This is a genomic window from Metabacillus sp. B2-18 (assembly GCF_021117275.1).
Taxonomy (GTDB): Bacteria; Bacillota; Bacilli; order Bacillales; family Bacillaceae; genus Metabacillus.
Genome location: NZ_CP088245.1, coordinates 4,186,516 through 4,212,782 on the forward strand (window position 1 = coordinate 4,186,516; position 26,267 = coordinate 4,212,782).

Below are 26,267 nucleotides of genomic sequence, written 5' to 3' on the forward strand. Positions count from 1 at the left end.
CTTTCTTTTCTTAACACCCTCCTATCCGCGTAGTACGAGGTGAAAAAATAGGCAGGTCTCCTGACTTATGATCAACATCCTTACAGTCTTCCCTTTTCATGATAGGATAATACTATCAACCTATTTTTATCATATTCATTTTAACTGTTTTAATCATAGTCTAGTATGAAAATGGTGTCAATATATGTAGGAGTCTGCATATATATGGTAGAAACTTCAAAAATCCATTTCTCCTTTCATTCATTTAATAATTGAGTTATTTATTCCCTGGTTGATTCAAAAGAAAAAGCCATGATCTTTGAAGCATGATCATGACTTTTGCGCTTATTTAGTTTCTCTATGCACTGTATATTTCTTTAATCGTGGGCAATATTTTTTAAGTTCAATTCGATCCGGGTTATTACGCTTATTCTTTGTTGTAATATAATTTCGATCACCAGTTTCTGTACATGCTAATGTAATTTTCACTCTCATTATCATTTCCTCCTTGAAAAAATAAAATTAATTTTCTGCAGTAAAGGCTGGAAGAGGATCGTTAAAAGAAGACCAATCCCTCTTCATTTCATCGTTTGTCAATAAGCATTCATCTAGAGATCTTTCAATCAATTCACGGTTCATGTCGATTCCAATCATAACAAGCTCAGTTAATCGATCACCGTATGTATGATCCCACTTTGCTAATAACTCCGGTTCTTCTTTTAAAAATTGGTCCTGCTCTGCTTTTGAATAAGAAGCAATCCAATTTCCTGTTCCCTGAATGATAATAGAAGGACCTGCCTGTGAGAGAAGTCCTGTTATATCATTACGTGAAGCAAGCCAGAAGAACCCCTTAGCTCTAACAACATCTACAGGCCAACTCTCAAGCCAAGTCATAAACCTTTCAGGATGAAATGGTAATTTCCTCTTATATACAAAAGAGGTGATTCCGTATTCCTCTGTTTCAGGTATATGTTCATTCATAAGCTCTTGTATCCACCCTGCGGATTGGCTAGCTTTTTCAAAATCAAAAAGGTTCGTATCTAAAATCCTTGTTATTGGTACCTTTGAAAAAATAGACTCGATGATCGTAGCATCAGGATTCAGTTTATGAAGAACGGCTTTTAATTCATCTATATCTTCTCGCTCAACTAAATCTAATTTGTTTAATACAAGAATGTTAGCAAATTCTATTTGATCAATTAACAAATCTACTACCTCCCTTGTATCTGTTGGATCTATTGCTTCGTTACGGTCAAGAAGACTCTCCCCAGAGGAATAGTCAAGCCAAAACCGATATGCATCTACAACAGTTACCATTGCATCTAGTTCACATATGTCAGTTAAATTTATCCCTAATTCTTCATCTATATATGTGAATGTTTGGGCTACAGGAATAGGCTCAGAAATACCGGATGATTCAATAACTAGATAATCTAAATGCCCTTTTTTCACTAATTTTTTCACCTCTATAATGAGGTCTTCTCTCAGTGTACAGCATATACAGCCATTCTGAAGTTCAACAAGATTTTCCTCCGTTCGGGAAAATCCACCTTGTTTAATAAGCGACGCATCAATATTTACTTCACTCATATCATTAACTATAACGGCTATTCTCTTATTATCTTTATTACTTAAGAGGTGGTTTAATAATGTAGTTTTCCCAGCACCTAAATAGCCACTTAAGACCGTTACTGGTACCTTTCTATTTTTCATGTAATCCTCCTATATAAAACAAAATGATTACGATTTGAATTTCATACTTTTATGTAAGTAATCAGAAAAACGCAAAGTAAATCGTAATAGTTACGTTTTATATATTATATTATCTCCTGTTGATATGCAATAAGTTTAATAAAAAAGTTTTAAAAAGAGAATTTCGGGAAAAACATAAATAAGAAAGGCTGACACCTAAATGCCAGCCTCTCTGTTTCTATTATAAATTTACACGCATAACGCGACCATTAAATTTTTGAGCCCAGTAACCACTAGACATATTAGCGATTGCAACACCAGTTGAGCTTTGAGAACCAATGAATTTACCGCCACCTACATAAATACCAACATGTCCATCTTTTTTATAAGTATCAAAGAATACCATATCACCAGGTTGCATGCTGCTTGTTGGTACTCTTGTACCAGTATTTTTTAGGATTTCCGTACTTGCTCCTACTCTTACTCCTACAGTTGAGAATGCCCAACTTACGAATCCAGAACAGTCAAATCGACCATTAGCGATATCATAAGAGTTTCTTCCGCCACCAAATACATAAACAGAATTTCCGATATATTTATAACCAGCACTAATTAAATCATTAACTGTACCGTTAGGGTTTACAGGTGTGTCTTCAAATGTAACTGTATTATTTGAAGTACCTTTTGCTACTGTTACAGAATTAGATGAAGTTGTGTTTGCAGCAGAAGCTTCAGCCGCTGCTTCAGCTGCTGCTAATGCTTCTGCTTTTTGTTTTAAGCTGTTAATTGCAGCTTCTTTTGCTGTTTTTTCATCTTGAAGTTCTTTTCTTAATTGATCATTTTGTTGCTTTTGTGCCAGGATATCAGCCTGCATGCCTTCTAAATCTGCTCTTAAGTTTTCAAGGTCTGAAAGCACTTCCACTTTTGCAACCTTCTTTTCATTTAACTCTTTTTCATCAGCTTCTTGCTGTGAGATCATCGAACGATCTGCTTCTACAATTTTCCCTACCGCAAGTGCACGGTTTAGAAAATCACCGAAACTAGTAGATCCCAGTAAAACATCGATATATTCTACATTCCCACCACTGTGTTGGTAAGAAATTGCACGTTGCTTTAAAATTTCTGTACGTTCTTTAATAGCTTCTTCTAGTTTAGCGATCTCAGAATCCATCGCGTTTATTTCGTCTTGAGAAGTTTGAATCTGCTCTTCTGTTTGCTTAATCTTAGCTTCGTTATCTTTTATTGCTGCATCAACGCGTTCACTTTGTTTCTTTAAATTATCTAACTCTGCTTGTACTTCTTGTACATCCTGAGTATGATCTTTAATTTCTTTTTGAACTTCTGTACTTGTTTCAGCGTTAACCGAAGGAATTGCAAATGAACTGCCTAATCCAATCATGACAGCTAAATTCATGATAACTAGTTTCTTTTTCGACATTCTCTTCCCCTACTTTCGTTTCTCGTACATGAATCATTCTATGTATCTATTTTTATACAATACTATTTTACTTATTTAGCCACAATTAGAAGTATATCATCAAAAAATGACAAAACTATGTTGTTAATATTACATTTATGTTTCAAAAGTAACAAAATGTAGCTTTTTCGCCTCAAAAAAAGCACATTTACAACTGTAACATAGTTTATATCGCAATTCTAGTATTTATCTATTAATAGAATTAATAGGGCTAAGAATGTATAAAAAAAGAGATAAATTGATAGTAGTAGGTTAAAAGGAGGGAGAAAAGAAGTTTATGAATGAGAAATCTTACCTAACTCAGTTTAAGTTAGTTCTTCTCCTCTCCCGGAGTGTGACAATTTTTTACCGCTTTATCCACTATCTAAACAAACATGAAGAGGACACATGATTATTCTTCTTGTGTCCTCTTCATCACTTCAAATTCCTCTTTGGCTTTGTATTCACCATTTGCTATGATATGTAGCACATGCATTCCACTATAGTGTTTTCTTGTTGATAAATCCCTAAAAGAATGTGTTTTTGTATAAACTTTTTCCTCTCCTGGTGAGATGGAAGTTTCGGATATTTTAAATGACTTTGTCGAATGCTTTCCATTTGCTTTTACAAAATCGATCGCATATTCAAGTCTAAGCTTTCTTAGTTCTTTATCTATTGAGGTAACATGAAATGAAAATGTAATAGCTTCTCCTATTTCCACTTTCTTTGTAACAGTTAAATTTTTAACCTGAATATGCTCACTTTTTTCCAGACCAAATAATTCAAGTGCCTCCGGAACACCTTTCTTCCAATAACGTCCGTAATCCCGCTTTAACAATCCAATTCGTTCGATCATTTGTACCGAGCCATCTCTTTGCTAAATGAAGGACAAGCTCAGGATGATCTTTTGAAATATCATTTAAATTATTGGCGACACTTTTTCTCACATATAGAGAAGGATCTTCCTTCAGGTTTTCTAGTATTGGAAAGATTGGTGAAGGGTCTTTTTTCAAGTTTATTAAGGAAATTCCCCACGGAAGCCTTGGACGCGAACCCTCGCTTGCGAGTCTTCTGACATGCTCATTTTCATGTGAACTCCATTCTAAAAACTGTGCCATCATTTTAGCTTGATTTTCCATCACAAATGGTCTTACTGCAAATTCGGAAGTTGAGAACATAGTAAAATATTCAAGTGCCTCCATTGATATCTGCCAGCTATGTAACCCATAAATTTCTACGTAATCTGGAAAAATAATTCCACCAAGACTTCCTTGAAAAGAAGGAGCCACTTTTTTTAATAGTGCCACAGCTTCACCAAATTCTTTAGGTAAACTTTGAGATAAACTCAGAGTAATACGACGGACACGTTGTTTTAATGCCAGTTCATCCCAGCCTTTTGCATAAACGGATGATAAAAATTCTTCTTGATTAAAAAGTGGATCATTGTCTTGTAATTCCTTACTCAGCTTCTTCATAAATTGCTCATTAAATAAAGCTCGAAGTTCTTCTGCCATGTATAACTCCTTCACCCTTTAGTTTGTTAGTATAAAGAATTATATCATGGAGATTTATTAGAGTTAAATTGAGCAAAAAATTAAAGTCCACAAACAAAATAAAAACAGGTAATCTATCACCACCTGTTCTTACTCCATCCCGTATTTAATTCGGTAAATCTTAGCCATTGCTTGAACCCGATCTGTAACATTTAGTTTCTTAAATATATTTGTTATATGGTTTTTCACAGTATGAACACTTATATTTAAATAGCTGCCTACTTCCTGATTGTTTAAACCTTCTAGTATTAAAAAGAGTATTTCCTTCTCTCTTGAAGTCAATTTTAATTCTAAAATTACGCTTTTTATATCAACAAGATCATTAATTTGTTCATCAGCAAGTTCCATTTCCTCTGCCTGTTTTAAACTGGATAAGTGATTCACTTCCATTCTGGTTTCCAAATCAGGACTTACCTGCTGAATCGCTATTTTCATTTCATCATCAAGAAAAGATAGAGCTAAATTTTTATCTATTCTTTTTACAATTGTCTGGTAAATATATGTTATCATTTTCACTTCTATACTTTTATTCACTTGTTTTGTAGAAACATCCATACTCTCTTCTAATAAATGAAGTACTTTTGAATTCTTTAATTTACTTTTCAAAAACTCCAAGCGATATGTCATAACCTTGCAAGCATTCAAAAGTTGTTCCACAGAGGTTTCAGGTATTGATAGTGATTGTGAAAGTTTCCTTACTAGTTTCATCGCTTCTAATGTATTCAAATAACTTTGTTTATTTAATTCCTCTAAACTATCGTGAAGTAAATTGATCGTTTCTAAATGGTTATTATCTAGTAGTTCTTCATCATTGTGTTGCTCTATTTTGATGCACCTAGACAATAACCGAGCAATGATGTGCAGACTCATTGACACTTCTTCATACTTTTTTCTATCCTTAAGTTCTACTGTTAACATACCAATACAATTCTTCTCAACAAAGATTGGTTGATGAAAGGCCATACTCTGTTCATTTATTCGCTTGAGCTGTTGAAGGTTGCTTCCTTCTCTAATAAGCTCATGGCAAACCTTTTTATGCTCTTCAAGTAGTGGGTCATTCAAAGCACCTCTACTAATTGTTTCCCCATTATCTACTGTAAAACTCGAAAAATTATGATTGTTTATGCTCTGACAAAAATCAAGAACCTTGTACATGATATTTTTAACATCTTCTGTATGAAGTGCAACCTCTAACAGGTCTAATAAACCATAAAAAGCAAGCTGTAGATGTTTTTCGTGCTTTATAGCTTCATCACTTGCTTTCCGTTCTGAGTAGAGATGAACAATAAACTGAAGAATATCAAGCAGCTCTTGACTAATCATTCGTTCTTCTGTCGTTCTACCAAACATAAGACCTTCGACAATACCTTTTTTCTTTATAGGAAAAATAAATAACTGATTTGGATATAAGTGAAATTGTTGAAAAAAATCACTACGACTTGTAAGGCCCATATCAGACAAAAACATTTTTTTCCCCAAAACAACAGCTTTTCCTAACAAGCCTTCACCGATATAAAATGTATTTCCTTTTAATTGTTCAATACTCTGACCTTGTACAGCTTTAATCATAAATTTGGCATGATCTATTTTTTCTGATAGTCCAATAAAATCTATTCTATTTAATTGGAGAATTTGTGCAAAAAGGTGAGATAAAAAGTGGTCATCCTCACTCAAATTCCCTTTCGACTGTCTTATATGTGTTAAAATATCGATTACTTTTCTTTGAACTTGAGTTCGTTTTTCATTCTCCTCAAAGCTTTTTATCATGAAGGTAATTGAATCTATTTTATTGACTAACTCTGCCTTTTCCTCTTGATTAACAGAAGTCATAGAAAGATCTACTAAGTCATTTCCCTTACTTTCTTCCAAAAATGGCCCTGCCACAAGTAAATAGTTTGTTTTGGTAGAAGAAATAACCGGGGATAAGATAAACTTTAAATTTAATGTTTCTTCATGCCAAGAAAAAATGGTTGATTTCGAAATCAACTGTCCTGTGCTAATTATTTCTTTTTGAAAGGAATCAACATCACTAATTTTATAAAATGGTGTTTCATTCACTTTGTTTACTGACATCAAAATTTGCCCGTCCTTGTTAATAACGGATATCGGAAACCCACTAGATGTGGAGAATATTTGTAATAAATTCTGAATCATATTCATTTTGCCAAACCCCCATCAAAACACAACTCTCTACTATATATTTCGGTAAAAAACATCCTTTTTTTGATGGTAATTTTAACCTATATTAATGTTTGAAAATAATTTTCCGCCTCTTCTATTGTTTTATATAACCCCATAAAAGTATGAAATCTTACAATAGTAAAAATCTCGTCTAACGGGGGATTTACACCTGATATAACTAACTCTTTTCCTTCTTTTTTTGCCTTCATAGCTGCATCCGCGATAACACCTAAAGAAGTGCTATTTAAATATTTTACGTTTTCTAAATCCAAGATAATATACTGGCTTGATTTTAATAGATGCGTTTGGATATCCTCTTTAAATGATTCATTATTTTTAATTGTAATTTCGGTTTCCTTAACTTTTAAGATATCGACGAGTTCTTTATGAATTAACTCCACAGTAACCATCCTTTCTTCATTAGTGGCTGTTTCCACCAACATTTACAACAATGCATGTCTTATTTTATCGTACATTTTAAACAATGGAGCCTGTTCATCTGATAATCCAGCTTCATCAATCACTTTTGGCATACCATAGACAACACATGTTTCTTTTGATTCAGTCAGGACCAGTCCTCCTAATTGTTTCACCTTCCGACAACCGCGTAACCCATCATCACCCATTCCAGTCAAAATGACAGCGAGCAATCGTTCTTTGTATAGAGGAGCAGCTGATAATAATGTAACATCTACAGAAGGCTTATATAATGTTTCCATACCTGCTGAAATCTTTAATTTTATTTGATATACGTTTCTTTCATTTTGATCAATTGTTGTCTGTAGCCCTGCAGGAGCAATGTATATTGTACCTGGTTTAAGAATTTCATTGTGCTCTGCCTCTTTTACCTTAAGTTGACATAATGAATCAAAACGATCTGCCAAAGGCTTCGTAAAGCCTGGTGGCATATGCTGAACAACCACAATAGGAAGGTGAAAATCTGACGGAAATTTCGTTAGTATCGTTTGTAATGCTGACGGTCCACCTGTGGAAGTACCGATAAAAAGAAGTTCTTTGCTCATTTCGACCATTTCTTCTGTGTGGACTTTATTGTCTGGAACAGCCTCTTCCTTTTGTATCAAAACTGGTAACTTTGCTGAAACTGCTACAAGTAATCTTTGATAAAAATCGTCAAGAAATTCTGTATTATTTACAAGGACCTCTTTTATAACAAAATCTACTGCTCCTAATTCAAAGGCTTCAAGTGTAGAATCTGTCCCATTGCTTAGCATAACAACTGGTACTGGATTTTCATTCATTAATCTTCCTAGCGTTTGAAGACCATCTAATTCAGGCATTTCAATATCTAGTGTTACAATAGAAGGCTTTAGCTGCTTTACCTTTTCAATTGCATCCAACCCGTTTCTTGCTTTTCCAATGACAAAAAAATCAGGGCTTGCCTCTATTAAAGTGGAAATAGTTTTCCTCATAAAAGCAGAATCATCCACAACTAACACTCCATATTTGCCATTCATTTTGTTACCCCTTTCGATAGTAGAAGGTCCCATCTGTACTGATCGTCTCAAAACCTATCCCCATTGTAGATATGTTTTCTGCATGACCTAAAAAGAGATATCCACCTTTTTTAAGTGAGTGATAAAATGAGGTTGCCACCTTTTTAACCGTTTCAGCATCAAAATAAATTAAAACGTTCCGGCAAAATATAACATCATACAAACCTTCATTTCTCATATTTTCTTCATCAAGTAAATTTAAGTATTTAAAAGTGATCGTATCTTGTATGTCTTTTTTCACACTATAATGATTTTCAGTTTCTTCAAAATATGTGTCAAGCCATTTCTGCGGAATACGTCTAAAAGATAGCGATTTTTTATGATAAATTCCGTTAGTTGCTGTTTGTAGCACCTTTTTATTTATATCTGTTGCAGTGATCGTTACCTTGTCCTCTAATGTTACATCAAGATCATTTAACATCATTACAAGAGAATACGGTTCTTCCCCTGTTGAGCAGGCAGCACTCCAAATTTTTATTGGTTGTTCAAGTGCTCTTTCTTTTTTCAGTATTGGTATTACTTTATTTTGGAAAACATGAAGTTGTTTATCTTCACGATAAAAATAAGTTTCATTAATTGTTAAAAGTTCTACAAGAATATCCCACTCTTTTGGGTTTTCCTCTAAAAGACGCATATAACTCCATAATGTTACACTTAATTGTTCCAGACGTTTTGAAATTTTTGCTTCTAAAGAAGAAATATTATTCAAGTAATTTAATCCACAATACTCATAAACCAATTGAGCTAATTGCTTTAGCGCAAAATTTTCCATATTGCGTATCTCCTTTTTCCTAATAAATTGATTCATAAATATATTTAAGGGTCAGACACTTTTAAACAGTGTGATAGATTATATTCACTGTAAGGTCTGACCCTTATCCTACTATTAGTTTACTGACTGAAGTGTACGTTGGATGTCTTTGTTTGTATCCTTGATTGTTGATGATAATCTAGTTACTCCATCAATATCTTTCGCACTTTGCTTAAACATAGCACTTGTTTCATTCATTACTTTTTCTAGCTCAAGAATTTCATTTAATTGTAGTTTTGTTGCTTCAGTTATTTCTTCAGATTGATCTTTAACAGCTTGAATAAGTTTTACAACATCATCACTTTCTGTTGTTAAGCCTTTTGTTTCTGTCGTAACAATCGTCATTTGATCAGCAATATTAGCAATACTCTTCGTGATGTCTTTAATCAGTTCCGTTTGCTCTGATGTTGATTGTGTCACAAGTTCAGCTTGATTTGTGACATCACTTGTAATCGAAACAATTGATCTAGTTTGTTTTGTTTGTTCTTCAAGTGCTGATGTAATTTGGAGCATTTGCTCTTTAGCAGATCGAATATCATTTGTAATTTCTTCAGCTCCACCTGCTTGTTCAATCGTAGCATTAGTGACCATTTCTGCTTGATTTGTCATAGATTGAGCAGATTGCACAACACTTTCCGCTTGTTTTGCTTGTTCAACCGTTGCAACTGTTACTTGTCTTACTTGTTCACGAGCTTCAACAACACCTGTGATAATTTCTTCTACACCTGTTACTTGTTCTTTTACTGATTCTGTTACTTGATTTGCTTGGTTCGTAATAGATTCAACTGCATTTACAACCTCTTGTGCTTTTTTCGCTTGCTCGTCAGTTGCTGTAGTGATTTGTCTCACCTGCTCACGTGCATTCGTTACACCTTTAATGATCTCTGTTACACCAGCTGTTTGCTCCACCATTGCTGTCGTAACTTGTTCAGCTTGATTTGTAACGTTTTCCATTGCCTTTACCATCTGTTCAGATTGCTTTGTTTGTTCCACCGTAGCTGTAGTAATCTGCTTCACTTGTTCACGAGCATTGATCACACTTTTAATAATATCTTCTACTCCAGCAGCTTGTTCTTTCATCGAATCTGTTACTTGTCTTGTTTGCTCAACCATACTACTAACTTCAGTAATAATCATTTGAGATTGTTTTGCTTGTTCCTCTGTTGATACTGTAATCTGTCTCACTTGCTCTCTTGAGTTACGAACACCCTCGATTATTTCATCAACAGCAATAGCTTGCTCATTCGCTGCATTCGTCACAAGCTCAGCCTGCTTTGTTACATTCGCTACCGATTCTACAATGTTTTTCGACTGCTGTGCTTGCTCTTCTGTTGCTGTTGTAATTTGTTTTACTTGCTCACGCGCGTTAACAACACTGTTAATAATTTCAGTTACTCCTGCTGCTTGTTCTTTTACTGCTTGAGTAACTAGCTCGACTTGATTTGTCATACTTTCTATTGAGCCGACAATATGTTGAGATTGCTTCGCTTGTTCTAATGTTGCATCTGTAATTTGTCTTACTTGGTTTCTTGCATTCAGAACACCTTTAATAATTTCTTCCACTCCAGAAGTTTGTTCAACCGTTGCTTTTGTTACTAAATCTGCTTGTGTTGTTACATTTTCAACAGATTTTACGATATCCTGGGCTTGTACAGCTTGCTGAGTAGTAGCTGTGGTAATTTGCGAAATTTCTGTCGTAATATTTTCAACACCATCTACAATTCGAATAATTGCATCACTAGCACTGTCTGAAAGCTTATAGCCTTGTTCAACTTTTTCTTCACCAATCTCAATAGCCTTAATTGCATCAGAGGTTTCACCTTGAATACCTTTAATTAACGTAGCAATTTCCTTTGTAGCGGATGCTGTTCTTTCAGCCAGCTTACGAACTTCATCTGCTACAACACTAAACCCTTTTCCATGCTCTCCAGCTCTGGCTGCTTCAATCGCTGCATTTAATGCAAGTAGATTTGTTTGCTCTGCAATATCATCAATCACTTCGATAATACTACCAATTTCATCTGAGCTTTTTCCTAGACTTTGCATAACCGTAGAAGCTTGCTTAACAACTATGCCAATTTCTTTCATCCCATCAACTGATTGTAAAACTGCTTCACGACCATTTTGCGCTTCATGAGCTACGTTTCCTGTTAATGAATTAACATTTTCAGCATTAGCAGCCACTTGTTCAATAGATGCAGCCATTTCTTGAATGGACTGATTTGTTTCTTTTGCCGAATTTGTTAAACTTTCTGCATTTACCGAAACACCTTTTATTGATTTACCCATTTGCTCAATGGAGGCAGATACTTGTTCAACAGAGCTTGCTGTACTTTGTGCATTTCCTGCTACCTGTTGTATTGATGCTGCTAGCTCTTGGATAGAAGCTGCTGATTCCTCAGATGATTTATTCAGACTTTCTGCATTTACTGAAACTCCTTGTATTTGACTACCCATTTCTTCAATAGCTGCAGATACTTCCTCAACGGCCATGGCTGTACTTCTTGAATTACCAGCTACTTGTTCGATGGATGCTGCCATCTCTTGGATTGCATCATTTGTTTCTTTTGCTGAATTTGTTAAACTAACTGCATTTGCTGCCACACCTTTGACCGAATCACCGATTTGCTCGATCGATACAGAAACTTGTTCTACAGAACTTGCTGCACTTTGTGAATTCCCTGAAACTTGTTGAACAGATGCAGCCATTTCTTGAATAGATGTGCTTGTGGATTCAACTGATGCCGCTAATACTTCAGCATTTTGAGTAACTCCTTTAATTTGACTACCCATTTCTTCAATTGCAGCTGACACTTCTTCAACTGATGCAGAGGTACTTTCTGCGTTTTTTGACATCTGCAAATTGGATGCAGCCATTTCTTGAATTCCATCATTTGTTTGTTTAGCTGAGTCTGTTAAACTAACAGCATTATTCGCTACTTGCTCAATTGAAACAGCCATCTCTTCAATTGCTGCAGATACTTCTTCAACAGAGTTTGATGTACTGCCTGCATTCCCAGCAACTTGTTGAATAGATGCCGCTAGTTCTTGAATGGCTGCAGTCGTATCTGTAGCTGACAATGTTAAGCTTTCTGCGTTCGCTTCAACACCTTTAATTGATTTTCCCATTTGCTCGATTGAAACAGAAATTTGTTCTACAGAAGCTGCTGTTTTCTCAGAGTTTCCTGATACTTGTTGAATAGATGCTGCTAATTCTTGAATAGCCTCACTCGTACTTTTCGCGGAATCTGTTAAACTTTCCGCATTTGTTGCAACTCCGACAATCGATTTGCTCATTTGTTCCATCGATGCTGAAACATTTTCAATAGATTTTGATGTTTCAACTGAATTTCCTGATACTTGTTCAACTGATGCAGCAATTTCCTGGATAGAGTGTGATGCATCTTTTGCAGATCCTGTTAGTACATTTGCATTTTGAGCAACTGCAGTAATTTGGCTCGCCATTTCTTTCATTGCAGAAGTGATTTCATTTAATGATTTTGAGCTGTTTGTTACATTTTGATCCAAACCTTTTATTGAATTAAGAATACCTTCTAATGAAGAAAAAGATTTTGCCGTAGACTTTCTTAAGTTTTCTGCATTTGAAACAACACCATTAATTGATCTAGAAATCGTCGACATCATGTTCCCTGTTTGATTTAAAGATGCTGCCTGTTGATCATTTCCAGTTGAAATTTGTGTCATCACATCATTTAGTTGATTAATATCTTGTTCTAAATTTGACGATACTCTCGTTAGTTGCTCCATAGGTACTTTTGTTTTTTTAAAGAAACTCATAGCCAAAGGCCTCCTAGTTGTTTAATAGATGATTTATGGTTGTGATACTAGCTCTGCTGAAAGATCTTGCAGATTAATTGATTGTAAGATCTCATTAAATTCAAGAATAATCACAACTCTATCCTCTAGCTTGCTTATCCCTTTAATAAGATTTGAATGATTATATTGACTACCTGACGGTGGTTGTTCAATAAGACTATTTGTAGTTTTTAATACTTGTGTTACTTCATCTACAAGGAAACCAACATCCTGCTGGTTATTTTCTACAACGATGATTCTTGATTTCTTTGTTTGTAACTGTTCTTGTAGATTAAATTTTCTTCTTAAGTCAATAACAGGAAGCATTTTTCCTCTTAAATTAATGATTCCTAACAGATCCTTAGGTGCATTGACGACTTTTGTTATAGCAGGAACGGAGACAATATCTTTCGCACGTTGGATGTCAATCCCATATTCCTCTGTATCCAGCTTAAAGGTGACAAATTGACGTTCGTCTTCCAGTTCTTTTCGTTTATTATCTGTAGCTGTTTCCGTATCTTGTGTACCTTGTTCGCGAACGACTGAGGAAACATCTAAAATGAGTGCAACACTTCCATCCCCCATAATCGTTGCACCAGCTATATACGGTGGTGAACCAATATAAGGGCCTAGTGATTTAATGACAATTTCTTGATTACCAATTGTTTTATCAGCTATAATGCCAATACGTTTGTCTGCAATTCCTACAACAATGACAAATTCTCGTTTCTTTTCTTCCGCCACCTCTTCAGATAGATCCAACCCTAGTTTTTCCTTCATTCTCACAAGTGGCAGGACCCTTCCTCTCACAAGGCCAACTTCTTTTTCTTTAATTGTTTGAATATCTTCTTTATTTAATCGAATGATTTCAAGAACATTCACCAGTGGAATCGCAAATGTTTTTTGTCCAAACTTGACTAATAAGGAACTAATTATAGCCAATGTAAGTGGCAATTTAATCGTAAAAGTGGTCCCAACTCCAATAGTTGAATCTATATCGATTAAGCCATTTAGCTTTTCAATATGTGCACGAACGATATCCATTCCAACACCTCGACCAGATATGTCTGTGATTTTCTCAGCTGTTGAGATACCTGATTTAAAGATGAGGAACATTGCCTCTTTATCATCTAATTTAGCTGCCTCTTCTTCAGAAATTGTTCCCTTAATAATGGCTGTTTGTTTGATCTTTTCTGGGTCAATCCCTTTTCCATCATCACGTATTGAAATAACAATATGATTTTCTTCATGTGCCGCACGAAGTTCAATTTTACCTTTTCTTGATTTGCCTAAGCGTTCACGTTCGTCAGGTGGTTCAATTCCATGGTCAATTGAATTCCGAAGCAAATGAATAATTGGATCACTAATTTCTTCTATTAATGTTCGATCTAGCTCTGTTTCTTTTCCGGTCATAACAAAGTCAATTTCTTTATTTGCTTTTTGCGTTGTGTCCCTCACCATACGAGGGAACCGATTGAAAAGTTGTTCAATTGGTAGCATTCTTGTTTTCATCATGCCTTCTTGAAGTTCAGTGATTACACGACTTAAATGGTTTGTTACCTCGTCGAGTGTTTCCATATCATCTTCTTGACGCGTATCACGATCTGCCAATCTACCACGAACATCAACTAATCTTGTTTGGTCTATCACTAATTCGCCTACTAAATTCATTAAGTGTTCAAGTTTATCCACATCTACTCGGACGGTTGGATTAATTTTTGCCTTTGGACTTCCTACAGGCTTATCATCTTGCACTTGTTCTAATTGGACTTGTGGACTCGGAACAGCCAGCTCTTTTTGATGTGAATTCATATTCTCTTCTGTTATTTGATTGATGTTCACAAACTTGATATCCGATATTTGATTAATAATTTCAAGAATTTCTTGTTTTGTTCTCATGGTGAGAAGGATGAAAGCCATTTCTCCTTCAAAGCCTTCAGACTTCTCCATCTCATCAATGGAAGGAAAAGCACCAACAATTTCCCCTGCTTCTTTTAAGTTATTATGAATTAAGAGTGCTCTTACATTTTTCATCAATGCTTCATTAGAAAGCTTAATCGAGATCTCCAGCGCATTATGGCCAAAAGCTAGACCACTAATCACTACATTTTTGGTGTAATCATCTAACTCAGTTGTGATTTGATCTTTTGTAGGTTTAGCATTTGGTATTTCTTCTTCTTTCAGTTGTTGTGAATGAAATTCATTCAACTTATCAACAAAAGGTTGAATATTAATTTCCTCGAGATTTCCATTTAAAATGCCATCTTTTAAAATTTTGATAAAATCGATGCTTTCAAAAATAACATTAACTAGTTTAGGTGTAACAGCTAGCTTTTGATTTCGAACCTGATCAAAAACATTTTCTAGATAATGAGTAAATTCTTTCATTTGCTCAAAGCCCATTGATGCCGATGACCCCTTAAGTGTATGAGCGGCTCGAAATATATTTTGAATGGTTTCAATTTTTTCAGGGTGCTGTTCTAGCACTAATATCTCTGAATCTAGTATTTGTAATTGTTCATCCACCTCATCGAGGAATACTCCCAGATAGGCAGATAAGTCAAAATCAGTCATATTGACCTCCCTATAACGTTCTATAATTGCTCATATAGAACTTTCTCTAAATGAAGAATCCCAATAACTTGATCATTTAGCTTTGCAAAGCCAGTAAAGATCTCTTCATCTACTTTCAAACCAGGTGGGGGTTCTACGTTTTCCTCTTCAAATTTTGTGACCATTCTTACTTCATCCACCATTAACCCTATGTTTTCATTTGTACCTTGAACAATAACAATCCGATTTTTTTTGTTTCTTTCTGAAATTGGTAATTCAAAACGCTTATGCACACTAACAACCGGAATAATGCTTCCGCGTAAGTTAATAACTCCTTGAATCATTTCATTAATTCCAGGAATGCTTGTAATGCTTGGAACTCGTAGAATTTCAACCACTTCTTCTATGGATAATGAATAAAGTTGTTGATTTACGGAAAATACGACAAATTGAACTCTGCCTATATCAGAAGCAACCGCCAAATTGATCGCCTCCTTGTTATTTATTTGATAGCTTTATTTTGAGGTATTATTTAGATTATGAGTATTGGAGTGGGTTCCTATTTTTCTACAAAAGTCGACATACTCGAATAGGATTCTAGACCTATTAAATCACCAGAGAGGATAGTTATTAAGTTTTACTCTTTGGTTTCATAGGAATTGTTTCCTACATTTTCACAGGAGTATTTATCTAAAAAAACTTTTACGGTAATATAATTGAGGAAAATACATTGGAGACTAGGAAGATACTGAAAAGACAATTATTCTAACAGAAAAAAGCCAGACCCAAAAGGCCATGGCTTTTTCTACATCCCTATATTAAGAACAAAATTTCTGAAGTGCTTCTGTAATTCGGTCCGGAGAAAATGGCTTCACTAAGAAATCTTTTGCTCCTGCTTGAATGGCCTCAACAACCATTTGCTGCTGCCCCATTGCAGAGCACATAATAACTGTTGCGTTTGGGTCAAAAGCTTTAATTTCACGAACAGCTTGGACTCCATCCATAACAGGCATTGTAATATCCATAGTCACTAAGTCCGGCTTTAGATCTTTATATTTTTGTACAGCCACTTCACCGTTCTCTGCTTCACCAACTACTTCATGTCCTGCTTTTGTGATCATATCTTTTAGCTGCATTCTCATGAATGCTGCATCATCTGTTACTAGTATTCTTGCCATTTGTCTTGCCCCTTCCTTTAAGCAGCCTTAGTCTATCATTAAGCCAACTGCTAATTTGTTGCCATTTTGAAATGTTACCTCTACTTCTATTGCTTCTCTAAATCCAGAAAGTGTTGAATTTCCTTCCATAATGGTTGGAGCGGTAATATCGATGGTCACACCTTTTGAAAAAATATGCGTACAAAGTCCGCCAGAAAGCATATTTCCTAGTTCACCGGAAAAAGATTTTAACATTTCTCCCTCTAGTGCCATTCCAAACATTAATTCTCCAATTGAGCCAAAAACATCAGCATCTGCTTTATACAAAATTTTCCCCTTAACAGCCCCTGTTACTCCAACAAGTACTCCATACTGTAAGGATAATTCTTTTTGCACGATAGGTACTGAGACATCTTCATATGGAATAGGAACAATCTGTTTAATCGAGTCGAGTATTCCTTCCTGAAAATCTTCTAATGTTGTTGATACAGTCGCACTCAATAAAAACACCTCCTGATTATTGGTTGTTGGTCTCTCTATTATTTTTTAATTCTATTAACTCGTATACTTGAATTATATCTAAGACTTTTTTCTTATTATATAGTACATCATTCCTAGGAACGGCTCAATAATAAGGTTGAATTATTGTAGAAATTTGCGGATTTTCTTCAAAAAAATTGCGTCCGAAAATTCGGACGCAATTTTATATGATTACTTTATGTTAAAAAGTGTATTAAGTTTTGTGATATGTAACAGTTTTTGAACTTTATCATTTGCATTTAAAAGTTCCATTTTCTTTTTCTGTGCATTTGCCACTTCGTAAACGGAAACAAAAATTGAAATACCAATACTGTCTACATAGTCAACACTTTCTAAATCAATTAGCAAACCTTGATTACTCTTATTCAACGTATCAAGCAGATCAGTTAATATCTTTTGATTATTTCTGAAATTCAATTCTGAATGTTCAATATAAAATGTGTCCATAACAACCTTCCTTATGATAATTTTACATAAATAAAGCAAACATCATCTTCATGTTCCGTTAACATTAGGCGTTTATTTATTTTATCTAAATTCTTACGTTCAATAAACTCAGCGGAAAAAACGTTTCCATTTTCCGTTAGAATTTCATTCATTCCATCAGTATGTAAAAACAGTTCACTATTCGGTTGATAATAGATGGTGCCCATCCTAAAATCATAATTCTTTAAAATGCCTACTGGAATAGAAGTAGAGTCAAACATTTTCACAGTATCTCCATTTTTCAAATAAAAATCGGGATGACCTGCATTTATATAATCAATCCTTCTTTTTTTAGTATCTATCAAAAGGTAGATACATGTAAAGTAAAATCTTCCAATTTCTTCATTTTTTTCTAAAAATAAACTGATTTGATGATCATTCAACTTCGCTAAGACCTCTTTAGGGTCTATTATCTGCTGCTCAAGGAGAAAGTTTATTTCTGCGTTAATAAGCATGGTAATAAGAGACGGTGCTATTCCATGTCCCATTACATCCATTATCGTCACGACATATTGATCCTCATTTATTTGATGCCATTTGTAATAATCTCCTCCTAATTTATTAGAAGGATGATAAAAGCCCGCAATTTCAATTAGATTGTTATGTAAAGGGTGACTAAGGAGCATTTGCTGCAAATTTCTCGCTAAACTTAAATCAATAGAAATATCTAGCTCCATCATTTTCCTTTTTGTTATATCAACTTGTATTCCAATAAAGTGAGTAAGCTCCCCATTTGGTGAAAAAACCGGACTAATCGTTAGTTCATTCCAAAAAGTTGAGCCATCTTTACAGTAATTAAGAATTTCGCAGTGAATTTCCTTCCTATTTTCAACGGCTTCTCTTAGAGAAGCTATAGTATTTTTACTACTTTCAGGTCCTTGGAGAAATCGACAGTTTTTACCGATTATTTCTTCACTCCTATAACCTGTTATCTCCTGAAAAGATTTGTTTGCAAAAATAATAGGATTATCATGCTGATTCGGGTCAGTTATTACTATTCCAACTCCTGTTTGATGAACAGCCTCCGCTAATAGAAAATTTTGTTTCCTCAACTGCTTTTTTTCATTCCTCAAGGCAACTAGATTTCCAACATCTTTTAGGACAAACCATATGTATTCCTGTGAATCATGTATGATTGTATCAAACCAGAAGCTGTAATAATGCTTTTTTAATTTACTTGAAATGGCTGTGATGATCATATCCTTCTGAATATCACCAGCCTGCATCATTGGATATTGTTCTTTTAACAAGTGAAGGGAATTCTCTGTTAAAAAGTGAAACTCCGAATAATGTTTACCTGTAAAATCATCTTGATGGTAGCCCAATACTTTTTGAGCTTTCTCATTGACGTAAACATATCTTCCCTTTTTATCCATGACAAAAACGATTTCAGGGTAATTTTTAAATAGTTGCTCGAAAATAGTAGGTTCCTTCATTTTTTAGCCCTCATCCAGGTGGTAGGCTAAAAAAACTTTTCGACCGTTATCGGAATACCTTATCATATCTGAACATTTCTTCATGATGGCTATTCCTCTGCCTCTAATACTTCTAATATTATTTTCAAAATACTGATCAGGATTGCCGATAAGTTCTAACTTTTTTTTATAATCAAAGCCTTCTCCTTTATGGTCACATTCAACAGAAAAGCACTTTTCTTTCACTTCTAAATTTAAAGTTATTGGAATAGCTTTGTTTTCTTTTGTTCCATGCTCTAGCGCATTGTTAACTGCTTCCATAATTGAAAAAATAATCACTGTTTTTTTTGCCCTTGCACATTTTTCAATAAATGCCTCGATGTGAGGCAAGCTTTGCTGAAATTGGTCGTGATCAGTAAAAACAAATGATTTTTTCATAAAATAATCCCCTAATATCGTTTATTTTTTCTGGTAAGATCTGTTTATTTTTTAAACAGTTTTTCCTAATTTCTTGTAAGTATGCAGAAATAGCAATATGTAGGAAAGCACGATACTTATTTTCAAGTATCGTGCTTCATTTTTACAGGTTAAAAACTGTAAGCTCTTGTTTTAATTGTTCAGCCATCTTCGCAAGCTCCCTTGCGCTTTCTGACACTTCCTCTATCGTCGCACTTTGCTCTTCAGTGGACGCAGCAGCTTCCTCTGATAAAGCTGCTGATGCTTCAATCACTTCCGTAACCTTTTCAATTGAATCAAGAACAGAGCTTGTATAATTTCTTAGTTCTAAGAAGATATCTTTCACCTTTGTAACTCCTTGCTCCGTTTCCTTAACATTAAATACGATTTTATGAAGAGATTCTCCACCTTTTTCAATTAATCCGACCTGTTCTTTTACAGAGACAAGATTTGTTTCCATTGTATTCACAGTTACTTTTGTTTCAGATTGAATATCTTCAATTAATGTTGTAATTTGGTTTGCTGCTGTATTCGATTGCTCTGCAAGCTTACGAACTTCATCTGCTACAACAGCAAATCCTTTTCCATTTTCACCAGCTCTTGCCGCTTCGATCGCAGCATTCAATGCTAATAAGTTTGTTTGATTTGAAATGTCAGAAATTACTGTAATAATACTGCCAATCTCCTCAGATCGTTTCCCAAGCTTTTGGATGGACTCTGTAGCAAATTCTACAGTATTCGTTACTTTTCCAAGATGCTGAATCGCCTCATTTATTGCCGTATTTCCTTGACCAGCTTCTGTTGTAGAGCGCCTTGCCAAATCAAGAGTTCCATCGATAATTTGACCGCCCACTTCAACATGACTTGCTGTTTCTTTCATTTTAGTTAATATATTATTAGCTTCAGAGGATTGCTTCGAAACTCCTGCTGCAATTTCAGTTGTTGTACTAGCAATTTGAGAACTCATTTCCCCTGTTACGTCTGCACTTGCTGATAACTCCTCTGAAGTTGCTGCTGTTTGATCAGCTGTTTCAATCACCTTTGATATAAGGTTCTTCAGATTCGTTTTCATTAAATTAATTGATTGTGATAACTCACCAATTTCATCGTTTAGTTTTGTATTAATTTCATTACCGGTTAAGTCACCATCAGCAATTTGCTTAGAAAGTGCAGTCATTTTTTGTAATGGTTGAATTTGACGATGAATCACCCACCACATAATAAGTGCAATAACGATTAATGCAACGACACCCTCTACCAATAGTTGAAATTGAAAGTTAGAAGTCATTGTTTCATAAGCTTCAGTAGAATGACCAACAAATAGCATTCCAATAATTTCACCTGCAGAGTTTTTAATAGGTTCATAAACTGTAACTAAATTTTTTCCAACAACATTAGCTTCACCGATATACGTTTCACCTTTGGCTAATGCCACAGCAGCAACAGCATCTGAAACCTTTGTTCCTACAGCTCTCTTTCCAGCTTCATCTTTAACATTTGTCGTAACCCTTGTATCTCCTTGGAAGACTGTCACAGCATTACTAGTTAGTTCACCAATAGAATCTACAATCTCTTCATTATCGTTTACCTTTGTATCGCCTTTATATAGCTCATTACCTTTTATTGTCCATTCACCAGGGTATTGTTGGTCTATTAGTCCTTTTGCTACTTTCAAATCACTATTTAAATTCTCTTCAGCAAGATCGAACACTTCTTTTTTTACCGTATACACAGATTGAAAGATCAAGATTGACGTGCCGATAAGGAAAAGAATTAGAAACCAAAGAGTTAACTTTCCTTTTACACCTAATTTCATAGCTCTCTTCCCTCCTTTACTATTCCATGCACTTCTTCTAAACTCGAACAAATAATAAATAACTTATTTAGCTTTGCAATCGTAAATAACTCTCGAATAAAGCTGTTTTCTATAATTAAAAAAGTAGTTTTATCAGAATCCATGTAATTCAAGAAGGTAATAAATAGCCCCATGCCCGTACTATCAACCATTTTTACAGCGGTAAGATCGAATACATAGCTTGTGGCTTCAGGATTTATTTTTTCAAGGATAGCTTCCTTTGATTCTTGTGTTTTTCCATACGTTAGTTTTCCTGATAATCTAAATAGCTGATATTCTTTCGTTTGTTCTATTTCTATTGTTTCATTTCTAGCTGCGTCCATTTCTAGGCGCCCCTTTCTTTCTTAACTAAAACCGTAAATAGACCCTCTTCATCATTATGATGAAAAGAAATACTGTCTACTAGCTCCCTTACCATAAGCAGTCCTCGTCCACGTTCTTCTAAAAGGATATCTTCTAGCTCATGAGTAAAGACCTCACCTTTCACGCCACCACATTCATCAGTTATATGAATGATATACTCTGAATGAGTCATTTCAACATGTGCATTAATAGAATAGAGTGATGACGGAGCAGAAAAAGTTTTCACCGTTGCTTCAAAGGAATTAATTAGTAGTTCATGAACAATAAAGCAGATATGGTCTCTTACAGAACATTGATAAAGTGATAGTTGCTCCCTAATTGCTTGCTCTAGTTTCTCAATCTCATTTAAGTCACATGGAATTTTAACATTTAACGTAAACATACATACCCCCACATTATTTAACCGAAATTGATACCGCACAAATATCGTCGTTTAATGTGTTTAATCGACTAACTTGGTCCTTCAGCAACGGAATGATGGAAACTTTATTGTTCACATACTCTTTATATCGATCCATTAACGCTAAAATAAGTTGCTGTGAATCATTTTTTTCGATTAAATGATCAAGTACTCCATCCGAGTAAAGGAGTATTTCACATGGATTTTGATAGGTTACACTCGCTTCTACATATGGTAACTCATCCAATATTCCTAATGGTACGCCACCTTCCTCCAATATCTCAGAAGTTCCGTTATGATTGACTAGCATTCCTGCGGGGTGTCCGGCATTATAATACTTAATCACATTGTTGTTCGTATCAATTACTAGATAAATACCTGTTATAAAGGTGGTAACCTTGGAATTATTCTGAAACCACTCTTTTATTAAACGATTTAACTCACACATTACTTCATAAGGAGAGTTCACATCATTGGCTATTGTTTCTAAAATAGGTGTAATTGCCATTCCTATCATTGCTGATGAAACTCCATGTCCCATAACATCGAGGACAATTGCTGTGTACACGCCATTCTTTACTTTCCCCCAACGGCATAGATCACCTGATAAATCGGAGGAAGGAGTGTAAAGGAAATCCACCTTTATTTGTTCATCATCTATTACTTCACTTAAAAAGGAAGTCTGAATGTTCTTCGCTAACTGAAGCTCCAATGTTATTTGTTCTTCATATTGTTTTAGCTTTGAATACGCCTCTTCTAGACTAATGGTGTTGCTGATAAAGCTTGCAAACATCTCCAAAACAGAAATGTCTTCTTCACTTAAACGGTTTGGAGTCGGGTCTAGAGCACATAATGTTCCAAAAACTGATCCATCTTGCATGTAAATAGGTACCCCTGCATATGATCCAATTGAAAATGCATCTGTTACGGCCATGCTTTTAAACGGTTCTTTATTTTCTGCATCTTTTACTAATAAAGGTTTTCTATTGTTAGCTACAATATGGCAGTACGACATTTCGACTGGTTCGTCAACATGGCTCGGAATTGGACATCCGCCTTCCAGATTGAATTTTTCTAGTATTTTAAATCGGTTATTTCTAGTAGTTGCGACAAAAAAAGAACGAGCCGTTATCGTTTCACTCATTAATTGCATGACGTTCAATGCTGCCTGTTCAAACTTCTTTAATTTACTCATAAATCTCCCTTTTTTCGATGGATTTTACATGCAGTTTACTAAGATAAAGAGTCTTTCTTCTTATATCGACATAATTCTACAATTATTTACGTTTCTGTCCAAATAAAAAATGTTAGTTTGTGTTGCAAACTAACATTTTACCTTCACTTTTTATTCAATTGTTTTTCCAGCCATTGTAAAAGATCTTTAAATACTTCATCACGATTTACTTCGTTTAACATTTCATGACGACCATCTTTATAGATTTTGTAATCAATTTCAATTATTCCATGCTTTTTCATCTGTTTTATCAATCCTGATACTCCTTTTGAATAGTTTCCAACAGGATCCATATCTCCACTAAAAAGATAAAATGGTATATTCTTTTGAACCTTTTTCACCTCTTTATCTTCCTGAATGCGTTTAAGTCCATCATATAGATCATAATAAAAGCTCGTTGTTGCAGGTTTTCCACAATAAGTATCATCAATGTAATTCTTTATTTGCTGTGGATCACGGGATAACCATTCAAATTCTGTTTCAGCATTTACAAACTTTTTATTATAACTGCCTGTTGTTAATCGATTTAACAATTGACTTTCAGCGAGGGTACCATACTTTTTTATTTGTAACGTTGCAATGAGTTTTGCAATTGATAATGAAATGGGGGAGTTTCCACCTGTACCTGACAAGATCACACCGTGAATATCCGCCTGAAAGCATTGTAGAAAACGTCTAACTAAAAAAGATCCCATACTATGACCCATCAAAAAAATGGGCACAGAGGGGTACTGCACTCGAACATGATCATAAACTTCCTTTAAATCTTCTACCACTTTCTCAAAACCATTATTTTCTGCAAAGTAACCACTATTTCCACTTTTTTCTCCTGTTCGTCCATGTCCCCGATGATCATTACCAACCAAATAGATTCCATTATCAACTAAGAATTGAGCAAATGCTTCATAACGTTTAATATGCTCAGCCATTCCATGTGAAAACTGGATAACGGCTCTTGGTTTCATTGTTTCTTCCCACCATTTTGTAACAAAAACCTCATGCCCATCTTTCATAGGTAACCAATATTCTTCTCTCAACTCATCCACTCCTTAATAAGGGAGTTAGAGCACGCTCCTAACCCCCTTCACTGCCTATCTTTCATCAATCGGTGTAACAGCATCTTGTAATTCTTGATCTAATTGTACCTGATAATTCCTCATTTGCTCTTCCGTCCAATTTAATTTTTTGGCCATGAACGGTATCACTTTTTCTTTCCAAGTAATTACCCAGTTACGATCAAAAAATAAAGCACCAGTCCGGCGAATAAAGAAATCAACCGGCTTCACCACCATTTCATGTTCAATTGCGTACATAAGTTGCGCATATACAACCCTTGATAATCCCATTGCATCATGACTATGATAGCTATTGCTATACTCAAAAACTAAATCCACATTTGATCCGTATTGCTTTGCTAAAAAATGACCTTCTTCTTTGGTGAGGCCGTATTTAACTGCCTCTGCCTGTTTTTTCTTAATAAAAGCCATGAATTCCTTCGAACCGCCAACATGACCACCAGAGATTGGATATGTTTTCGTTTGAGAAGTTTTAAAAGATACGCCTGTTGAAGATTCACTAATTCCCTTTGAAACAAGATCCACAACTGATTCAGCCATTTTTCGATAGCCAGTTAATTTACCACCAGCAATTGTTATAAGTCCACTGTCGGCTTCCCAAATCTCATCCTTTCGAGAAATTTCAGAAGGATCTTTTCCTTTTTCGTAAATTAATGGACGTACTCCCGCCCAGCTTGATTCAACATCTTCCTTTGACAATTTCACATTCGGAAACATATACGTTATGCTGTTTAAAATATAATCTCGGTCTTCTGCAAGCATTTTTGGATTGGCTGTGTCTTCCTCAAAAAATGTATCTGTTGTCCCTACATACGTTTTCCCATCACGTGGAATAGCAAAAACCATTCGTCCGTCAGGTGTATCAAAATATACAGCTTGCTGAAGAGGAAAAACGGATTGATCAAGTACTAAGTGAACTCCTTTTGTTAATCGAAGCTGTTTGTTATTTCTCGAATAATCCTTGTTTCGAACATCATCCACCCAGGGTCCAGCTGCATTTACCACTTTTTTGGCGGAGATGGTGTATTGTGTTTTCGTTAGCACATCCATCACTGTCGCACCTGACACTTTATTATCTTTATATAAAAGATCAACTGCTTTTGCATAATTTACGATATGAGCTCCATTTTGAACAGCTGCCTTTAATACTTCAATTGTCAACCTCGCGTCATCTGTCCGATATTCAACATAATAGCCCCCACCTTTTAACCCCTTTTTCTTAAGTAATGGCTCTTTACGTAATGTATCCTTTGTAGAAAGCATTTTCCTGCGTTCTCCCTTTTTGACACTTGCTAAAAAATCATAAAAACGTAACGCAACGGAGGTGGTGAATGTACCAAAGGTTCCTCCTTGATGTATTGGAAGCAGCATCCATTCAGGCGTTGTGACATGTGGTCCATTTTCATACACAATTGCACGTTCTTTTCCAACCTCTGCCACCATCGCTACTTGAAATTGTTTTAAATATCTTAGTCCTCCATGAACAAGTTTTGTTGAGCGACTCGATGTTCCTGCAGCAAAATCCTGCATCTCAACAACAGCAACCTTCATCCCTCGAAGGGCAGCATCCAACGCAATCCCAGCCCCTGTAATTCCTCCACCAATAACGAGCAAGTCGTAATCCTGTTTATCCATCGTTTCAAGAAGTGCACCTCTTGTTATACTTGAAAACTTCATCATTTCGACATCCCCTCAGCGTCAAATGTAAGGCTTAATATAAGGACGGATAA

General features: G+C 35.1%; 21 protein-coding genes, 1 pseudogene and 1 riboswitch. All 22 genes and pseudogenes read right to left on the bottom strand.

Features of this window, described 5'->3' with window-relative positions:
- Nucleotides 1–33 precede the first annotated feature (33 nt).
- A riboswitch (cobalamin riboswitch) is annotated at nt 34–139 on the bottom strand.
- 185 nt (nt 140–324) lie between these two features.
- Nucleotides 325–474 carry a 50S ribosomal protein L33 gene (gene rpmG, locus LPC09_RS21285; RefSeq protein ID WP_098799083.1) on the bottom strand — a complete coding sequence of 50 codons (150 nt, stop codon included), beginning with the start codon at nt 472–474 and terminating at the stop codon, nt 325–327.
- Nucleotides 475–501: 27 nt separating this feature from the next.
- Nucleotides 502–1,692: a GTP-binding protein gene (locus tag LPC09_RS21290; RefSeq protein ID WP_098799082.1), complete on the bottom strand. Its 1,191-nt coding sequence runs from the start codon at nt 1,690–1,692 to the stop codon at nt 502–504.
- Between the two features lie 220 nt (nt 1,693–1,912).
- Entirely contained in the window at nt 1,913–3,109 is a 1,197-nt protein-coding gene (locus LPC09_RS21295; RefSeq protein ID WP_098799081.1) for a coiled-coil domain-containing protein, read from the bottom strand.
- 430 nt (nt 3,110–3,539) lie between these two features.
- Nucleotides 3,540–4,641, bottom strand: a pseudogene (locus tag LPC09_RS21300) (DNA alkylation repair protein).
- A gap of 129 nt (nt 4,642–4,770) precedes the next feature.
- Nucleotides 4,771–6,840: a LuxR C-terminal-related transcriptional regulator gene (locus tag LPC09_RS27420; RefSeq protein WP_269217401.1), complete on the bottom strand. Its 2,070-nt coding sequence runs from the start codon at nt 6,838–6,840 to the stop codon at nt 4,771–4,773.
- A gap of 80 nt (nt 6,841–6,920) precedes the next feature.
- Complete coding sequence (locus tag LPC09_RS21310) at nt 6,921–7,262, bottom strand: STAS domain-containing protein (RefSeq protein ID WP_176551198.1); 342 nt, start codon at nt 7,260–7,262, stop codon at nt 6,921–6,923.
- 42 nt (nt 7,263–7,304) lie between these two features.
- Entirely contained in the window at nt 7,305–8,336 is a 1,032-nt protein-coding gene (locus LPC09_RS21315) for a protein-glutamate methylesterase/protein-glutamine glutaminase (RefSeq protein ID WP_231308222.1), read from the bottom strand.
- Between the two features lie 4 nt (nt 8,337–8,340).
- A complete protein-coding gene (locus LPC09_RS21320) occupies nt 8,341–9,147 on the bottom strand; it encodes a CheR family methyltransferase (RefSeq protein ID WP_231308223.1) in 807 nt (268 codons plus the stop codon).
- A 114-nt stretch (nt 9,148–9,261) separates the two neighbouring features.
- Entirely contained in the window at nt 9,262–12,984 is a 3,723-nt protein-coding gene (locus LPC09_RS21325) for a methyl-accepting chemotaxis protein (RefSeq protein WP_231308224.1), read from the bottom strand.
- 33 nt (nt 12,985–13,017) lie between these two features.
- Nucleotides 13,018–15,576 carry a chemotaxis protein CheW gene (locus LPC09_RS21330; RefSeq protein ID WP_231308225.1) on the bottom strand — a complete coding sequence of 853 codons (2,559 nt, stop codon included), beginning with the start codon at nt 15,574–15,576 and terminating at the stop codon, nt 13,018–13,020.
- Between the two features lie 20 nt (nt 15,577–15,596).
- Nucleotides 15,597–16,037, bottom strand: coding sequence for a chemotaxis protein CheW (locus tag LPC09_RS21335; RefSeq protein WP_231308226.1), 441 nt, complete (start codon nt 16,035–16,037; stop codon nt 15,597–15,599).
- 336 nt (nt 16,038–16,373) lie between these two features.
- On the bottom strand, nt 16,374–16,733 hold the full coding sequence (locus LPC09_RS21340) for a response regulator (RefSeq protein ID WP_098799710.1): 360 nt from the start codon (nt 16,731–16,733) through the stop codon (nt 16,374–16,376).
- A 27-nt stretch (nt 16,734–16,760) separates the two neighbouring features.
- Nucleotides 16,761–17,213, bottom strand: a complete 453-nt coding sequence (locus LPC09_RS21345; RefSeq protein WP_231308227.1) for a chemotaxis protein CheX — start codon at nt 17,211–17,213, stop codon at nt 16,761–16,763.
- A gap of 210 nt (nt 17,214–17,423) precedes the next feature.
- Nucleotides 17,424–17,699 (bottom strand): STAS domain-containing protein, encoded by a 276-nt coding sequence (locus tag LPC09_RS21350; RefSeq protein WP_231308228.1) that lies wholly within the window; start codon nt 17,697–17,699, stop codon nt 17,424–17,426.
- A gap of 11 nt (nt 17,700–17,710) precedes the next feature.
- Nucleotides 17,711–19,174, bottom strand: coding sequence for a PAS domain-containing protein (locus tag LPC09_RS21355; protein ID WP_231308229.1), 1,464 nt, complete (start codon nt 19,172–19,174; stop codon nt 17,711–17,713).
- 3 nt (nt 19,175–19,177) lie between these two features.
- Complete coding sequence (locus tag LPC09_RS21360) at nt 19,178–19,591, bottom strand: ATP-binding protein (protein ID WP_231308230.1); 414 nt, start codon at nt 19,589–19,591, stop codon at nt 19,178–19,180.
- Between the two features lie 142 nt (nt 19,592–19,733).
- Nucleotides 19,734–21,425: a methyl-accepting chemotaxis protein gene (locus tag LPC09_RS21365; RefSeq protein WP_231308231.1), complete on the bottom strand. Its 1,692-nt coding sequence runs from the start codon at nt 21,423–21,425 to the stop codon at nt 19,734–19,736.
- Nucleotides 21,422–21,787, bottom strand: coding sequence for an STAS domain-containing protein (locus LPC09_RS21370; protein ID WP_231308232.1), 366 nt, complete (start codon nt 21,785–21,787; stop codon nt 21,422–21,424). Before LPC09_RS21370 ends, LPC09_RS21365 begins: the two co-directional genes overlap by 4 nt.
- Nucleotides 21,788–21,789: 2 nt before the next feature.
- On the bottom strand, nt 21,790–22,209 hold the full coding sequence (locus LPC09_RS21375) for an ATP-binding protein (protein ID WP_231308233.1): 420 nt from the start codon (nt 22,207–22,209) through the stop codon (nt 21,790–21,792).
- Nucleotides 22,210–22,222: 13 nt separating this feature from the next.
- A complete protein-coding gene (locus LPC09_RS21380; RefSeq protein ID WP_231308234.1) occupies nt 22,223–23,422 on the bottom strand; it encodes a GAF domain-containing SpoIIE family protein phosphatase in 1,200 nt (399 codons plus the stop codon).
- 143 nt (nt 23,423–23,565) lie between these two features.
- The gene (locus LPC09_RS21385; RefSeq protein ID WP_231308235.1) at nt 23,566–24,498 is read right to left on the bottom strand and encodes an alpha/beta hydrolase; all 933 of its coding nucleotides are present in this window, start codon (nt 24,496–24,498) and stop codon (nt 23,566–23,568) included.
- 54 nt (nt 24,499–24,552) lie between these two features.
- Nucleotides 24,553–26,214 carry a glycerol-3-phosphate dehydrogenase/oxidase gene (locus LPC09_RS21390; RefSeq protein ID WP_269217443.1) on the bottom strand — a complete coding sequence of 554 codons (1,662 nt, stop codon included), beginning with the start codon at nt 26,212–26,214 and terminating at the stop codon, nt 24,553–24,555.
- Nucleotides 26,215–26,267 lie beyond the last annotated feature (53 nt).

Bases quoted from the DNA above. Each gene is read 5' to 3' on its own strand.
- rpmG (WP_098799083.1), bottom strand. From the start codon at position 474: ATGAGAGTGAAAATTACATTAGCATGTACAGAAACTGGTGATCGAAAT.
- LPC09_RS21290 (WP_098799082.1), bottom strand. From the start codon at position 1,692: ATGAAAAATAGAAAGGTACCAGTAACGGTCTTAAGTGGCTATTTAGGT.
- LPC09_RS21295 (WP_098799081.1), bottom strand. From the start codon at position 3,109: ATGTCGAAAAAGAAACTAGTTATCATGAATTTAGCTGTCATGATTGGA.
- LPC09_RS27420 (WP_269217401.1), bottom strand. From the start codon at position 6,840: ATGAATATGATTCAGAATTTATTACAAATATTCTCCACATCTAGTGGG.
- LPC09_RS21315 (WP_231308222.1), bottom strand. From the start codon at position 8,336: ATGAATGGCAAATATGGAGTGTTAGTTGTGGATGATTCTGCTTTTATG.
- LPC09_RS21320 (WP_231308223.1), bottom strand. From the start codon at position 9,147: ATGGAAAATTTTGCGCTAAAGCAATTAGCTCAATTGGTTTATGAGTAT.
- LPC09_RS21325 (WP_231308224.1), bottom strand. From the start codon at position 12,984: ATGAGTTTCTTTAAAAAAACAAAAGTACCTATGGAGCAACTAACGAGA.
- LPC09_RS21330 (WP_231308225.1), bottom strand. From the start codon at position 15,576: ATGACTGATTTTGACTTATCTGCCTATCTGGGAGTATTCCTCGATGAG.
- LPC09_RS21340 (WP_098799710.1), bottom strand. From the start codon at position 16,733: ATGGCAAGAATACTAGTAACAGATGATGCAGCATTCATGAGAATGCAG.
- LPC09_RS21350 (WP_231308228.1), bottom strand. From the start codon at position 17,699: ATGGACACATTTTATATTGAACATTCAGAATTGAATTTCAGAAATAAT.
- LPC09_RS21355 (WP_231308229.1), bottom strand. From the start codon at position 19,174: ATGAAGGAACCTACTATTTTCGAGCAACTATTTAAAAATTACCCTGAA.
- LPC09_RS21360 (WP_231308230.1), bottom strand. From the start codon at position 19,591: ATGAAAAAATCATTTGTTTTTACTGATCACGACCAATTTCAGCAAAGC.
- LPC09_RS21365 (WP_231308231.1), bottom strand. From the start codon at position 21,425: ATGAAATTAGGTGTAAAAGGAAAGTTAACTCTTTGGTTTCTAATTCTT.
- LPC09_RS21370 (WP_231308232.1), bottom strand. From the start codon at position 21,787: ATGGACGCAGCTAGAAATGAAACAATAGAAATAGAACAAACGAAAGAA.
- LPC09_RS21375 (WP_231308233.1), bottom strand. From the start codon at position 22,209: ATGTTTACGTTAAATGTTAAAATTCCATGTGACTTAAATGAGATTGAG.
- LPC09_RS21380 (WP_231308234.1), bottom strand. From the start codon at position 23,422: ATGAGTAAATTAAAGAAGTTTGAACAGGCAGCATTGAACGTCATGCAA.
- LPC09_RS21390 (WP_269217443.1), bottom strand. From the start codon at position 26,214: ATGAAGTTTTCAAGTATAACAAGAGGTGCACTTCTTGAAACGATGGAT.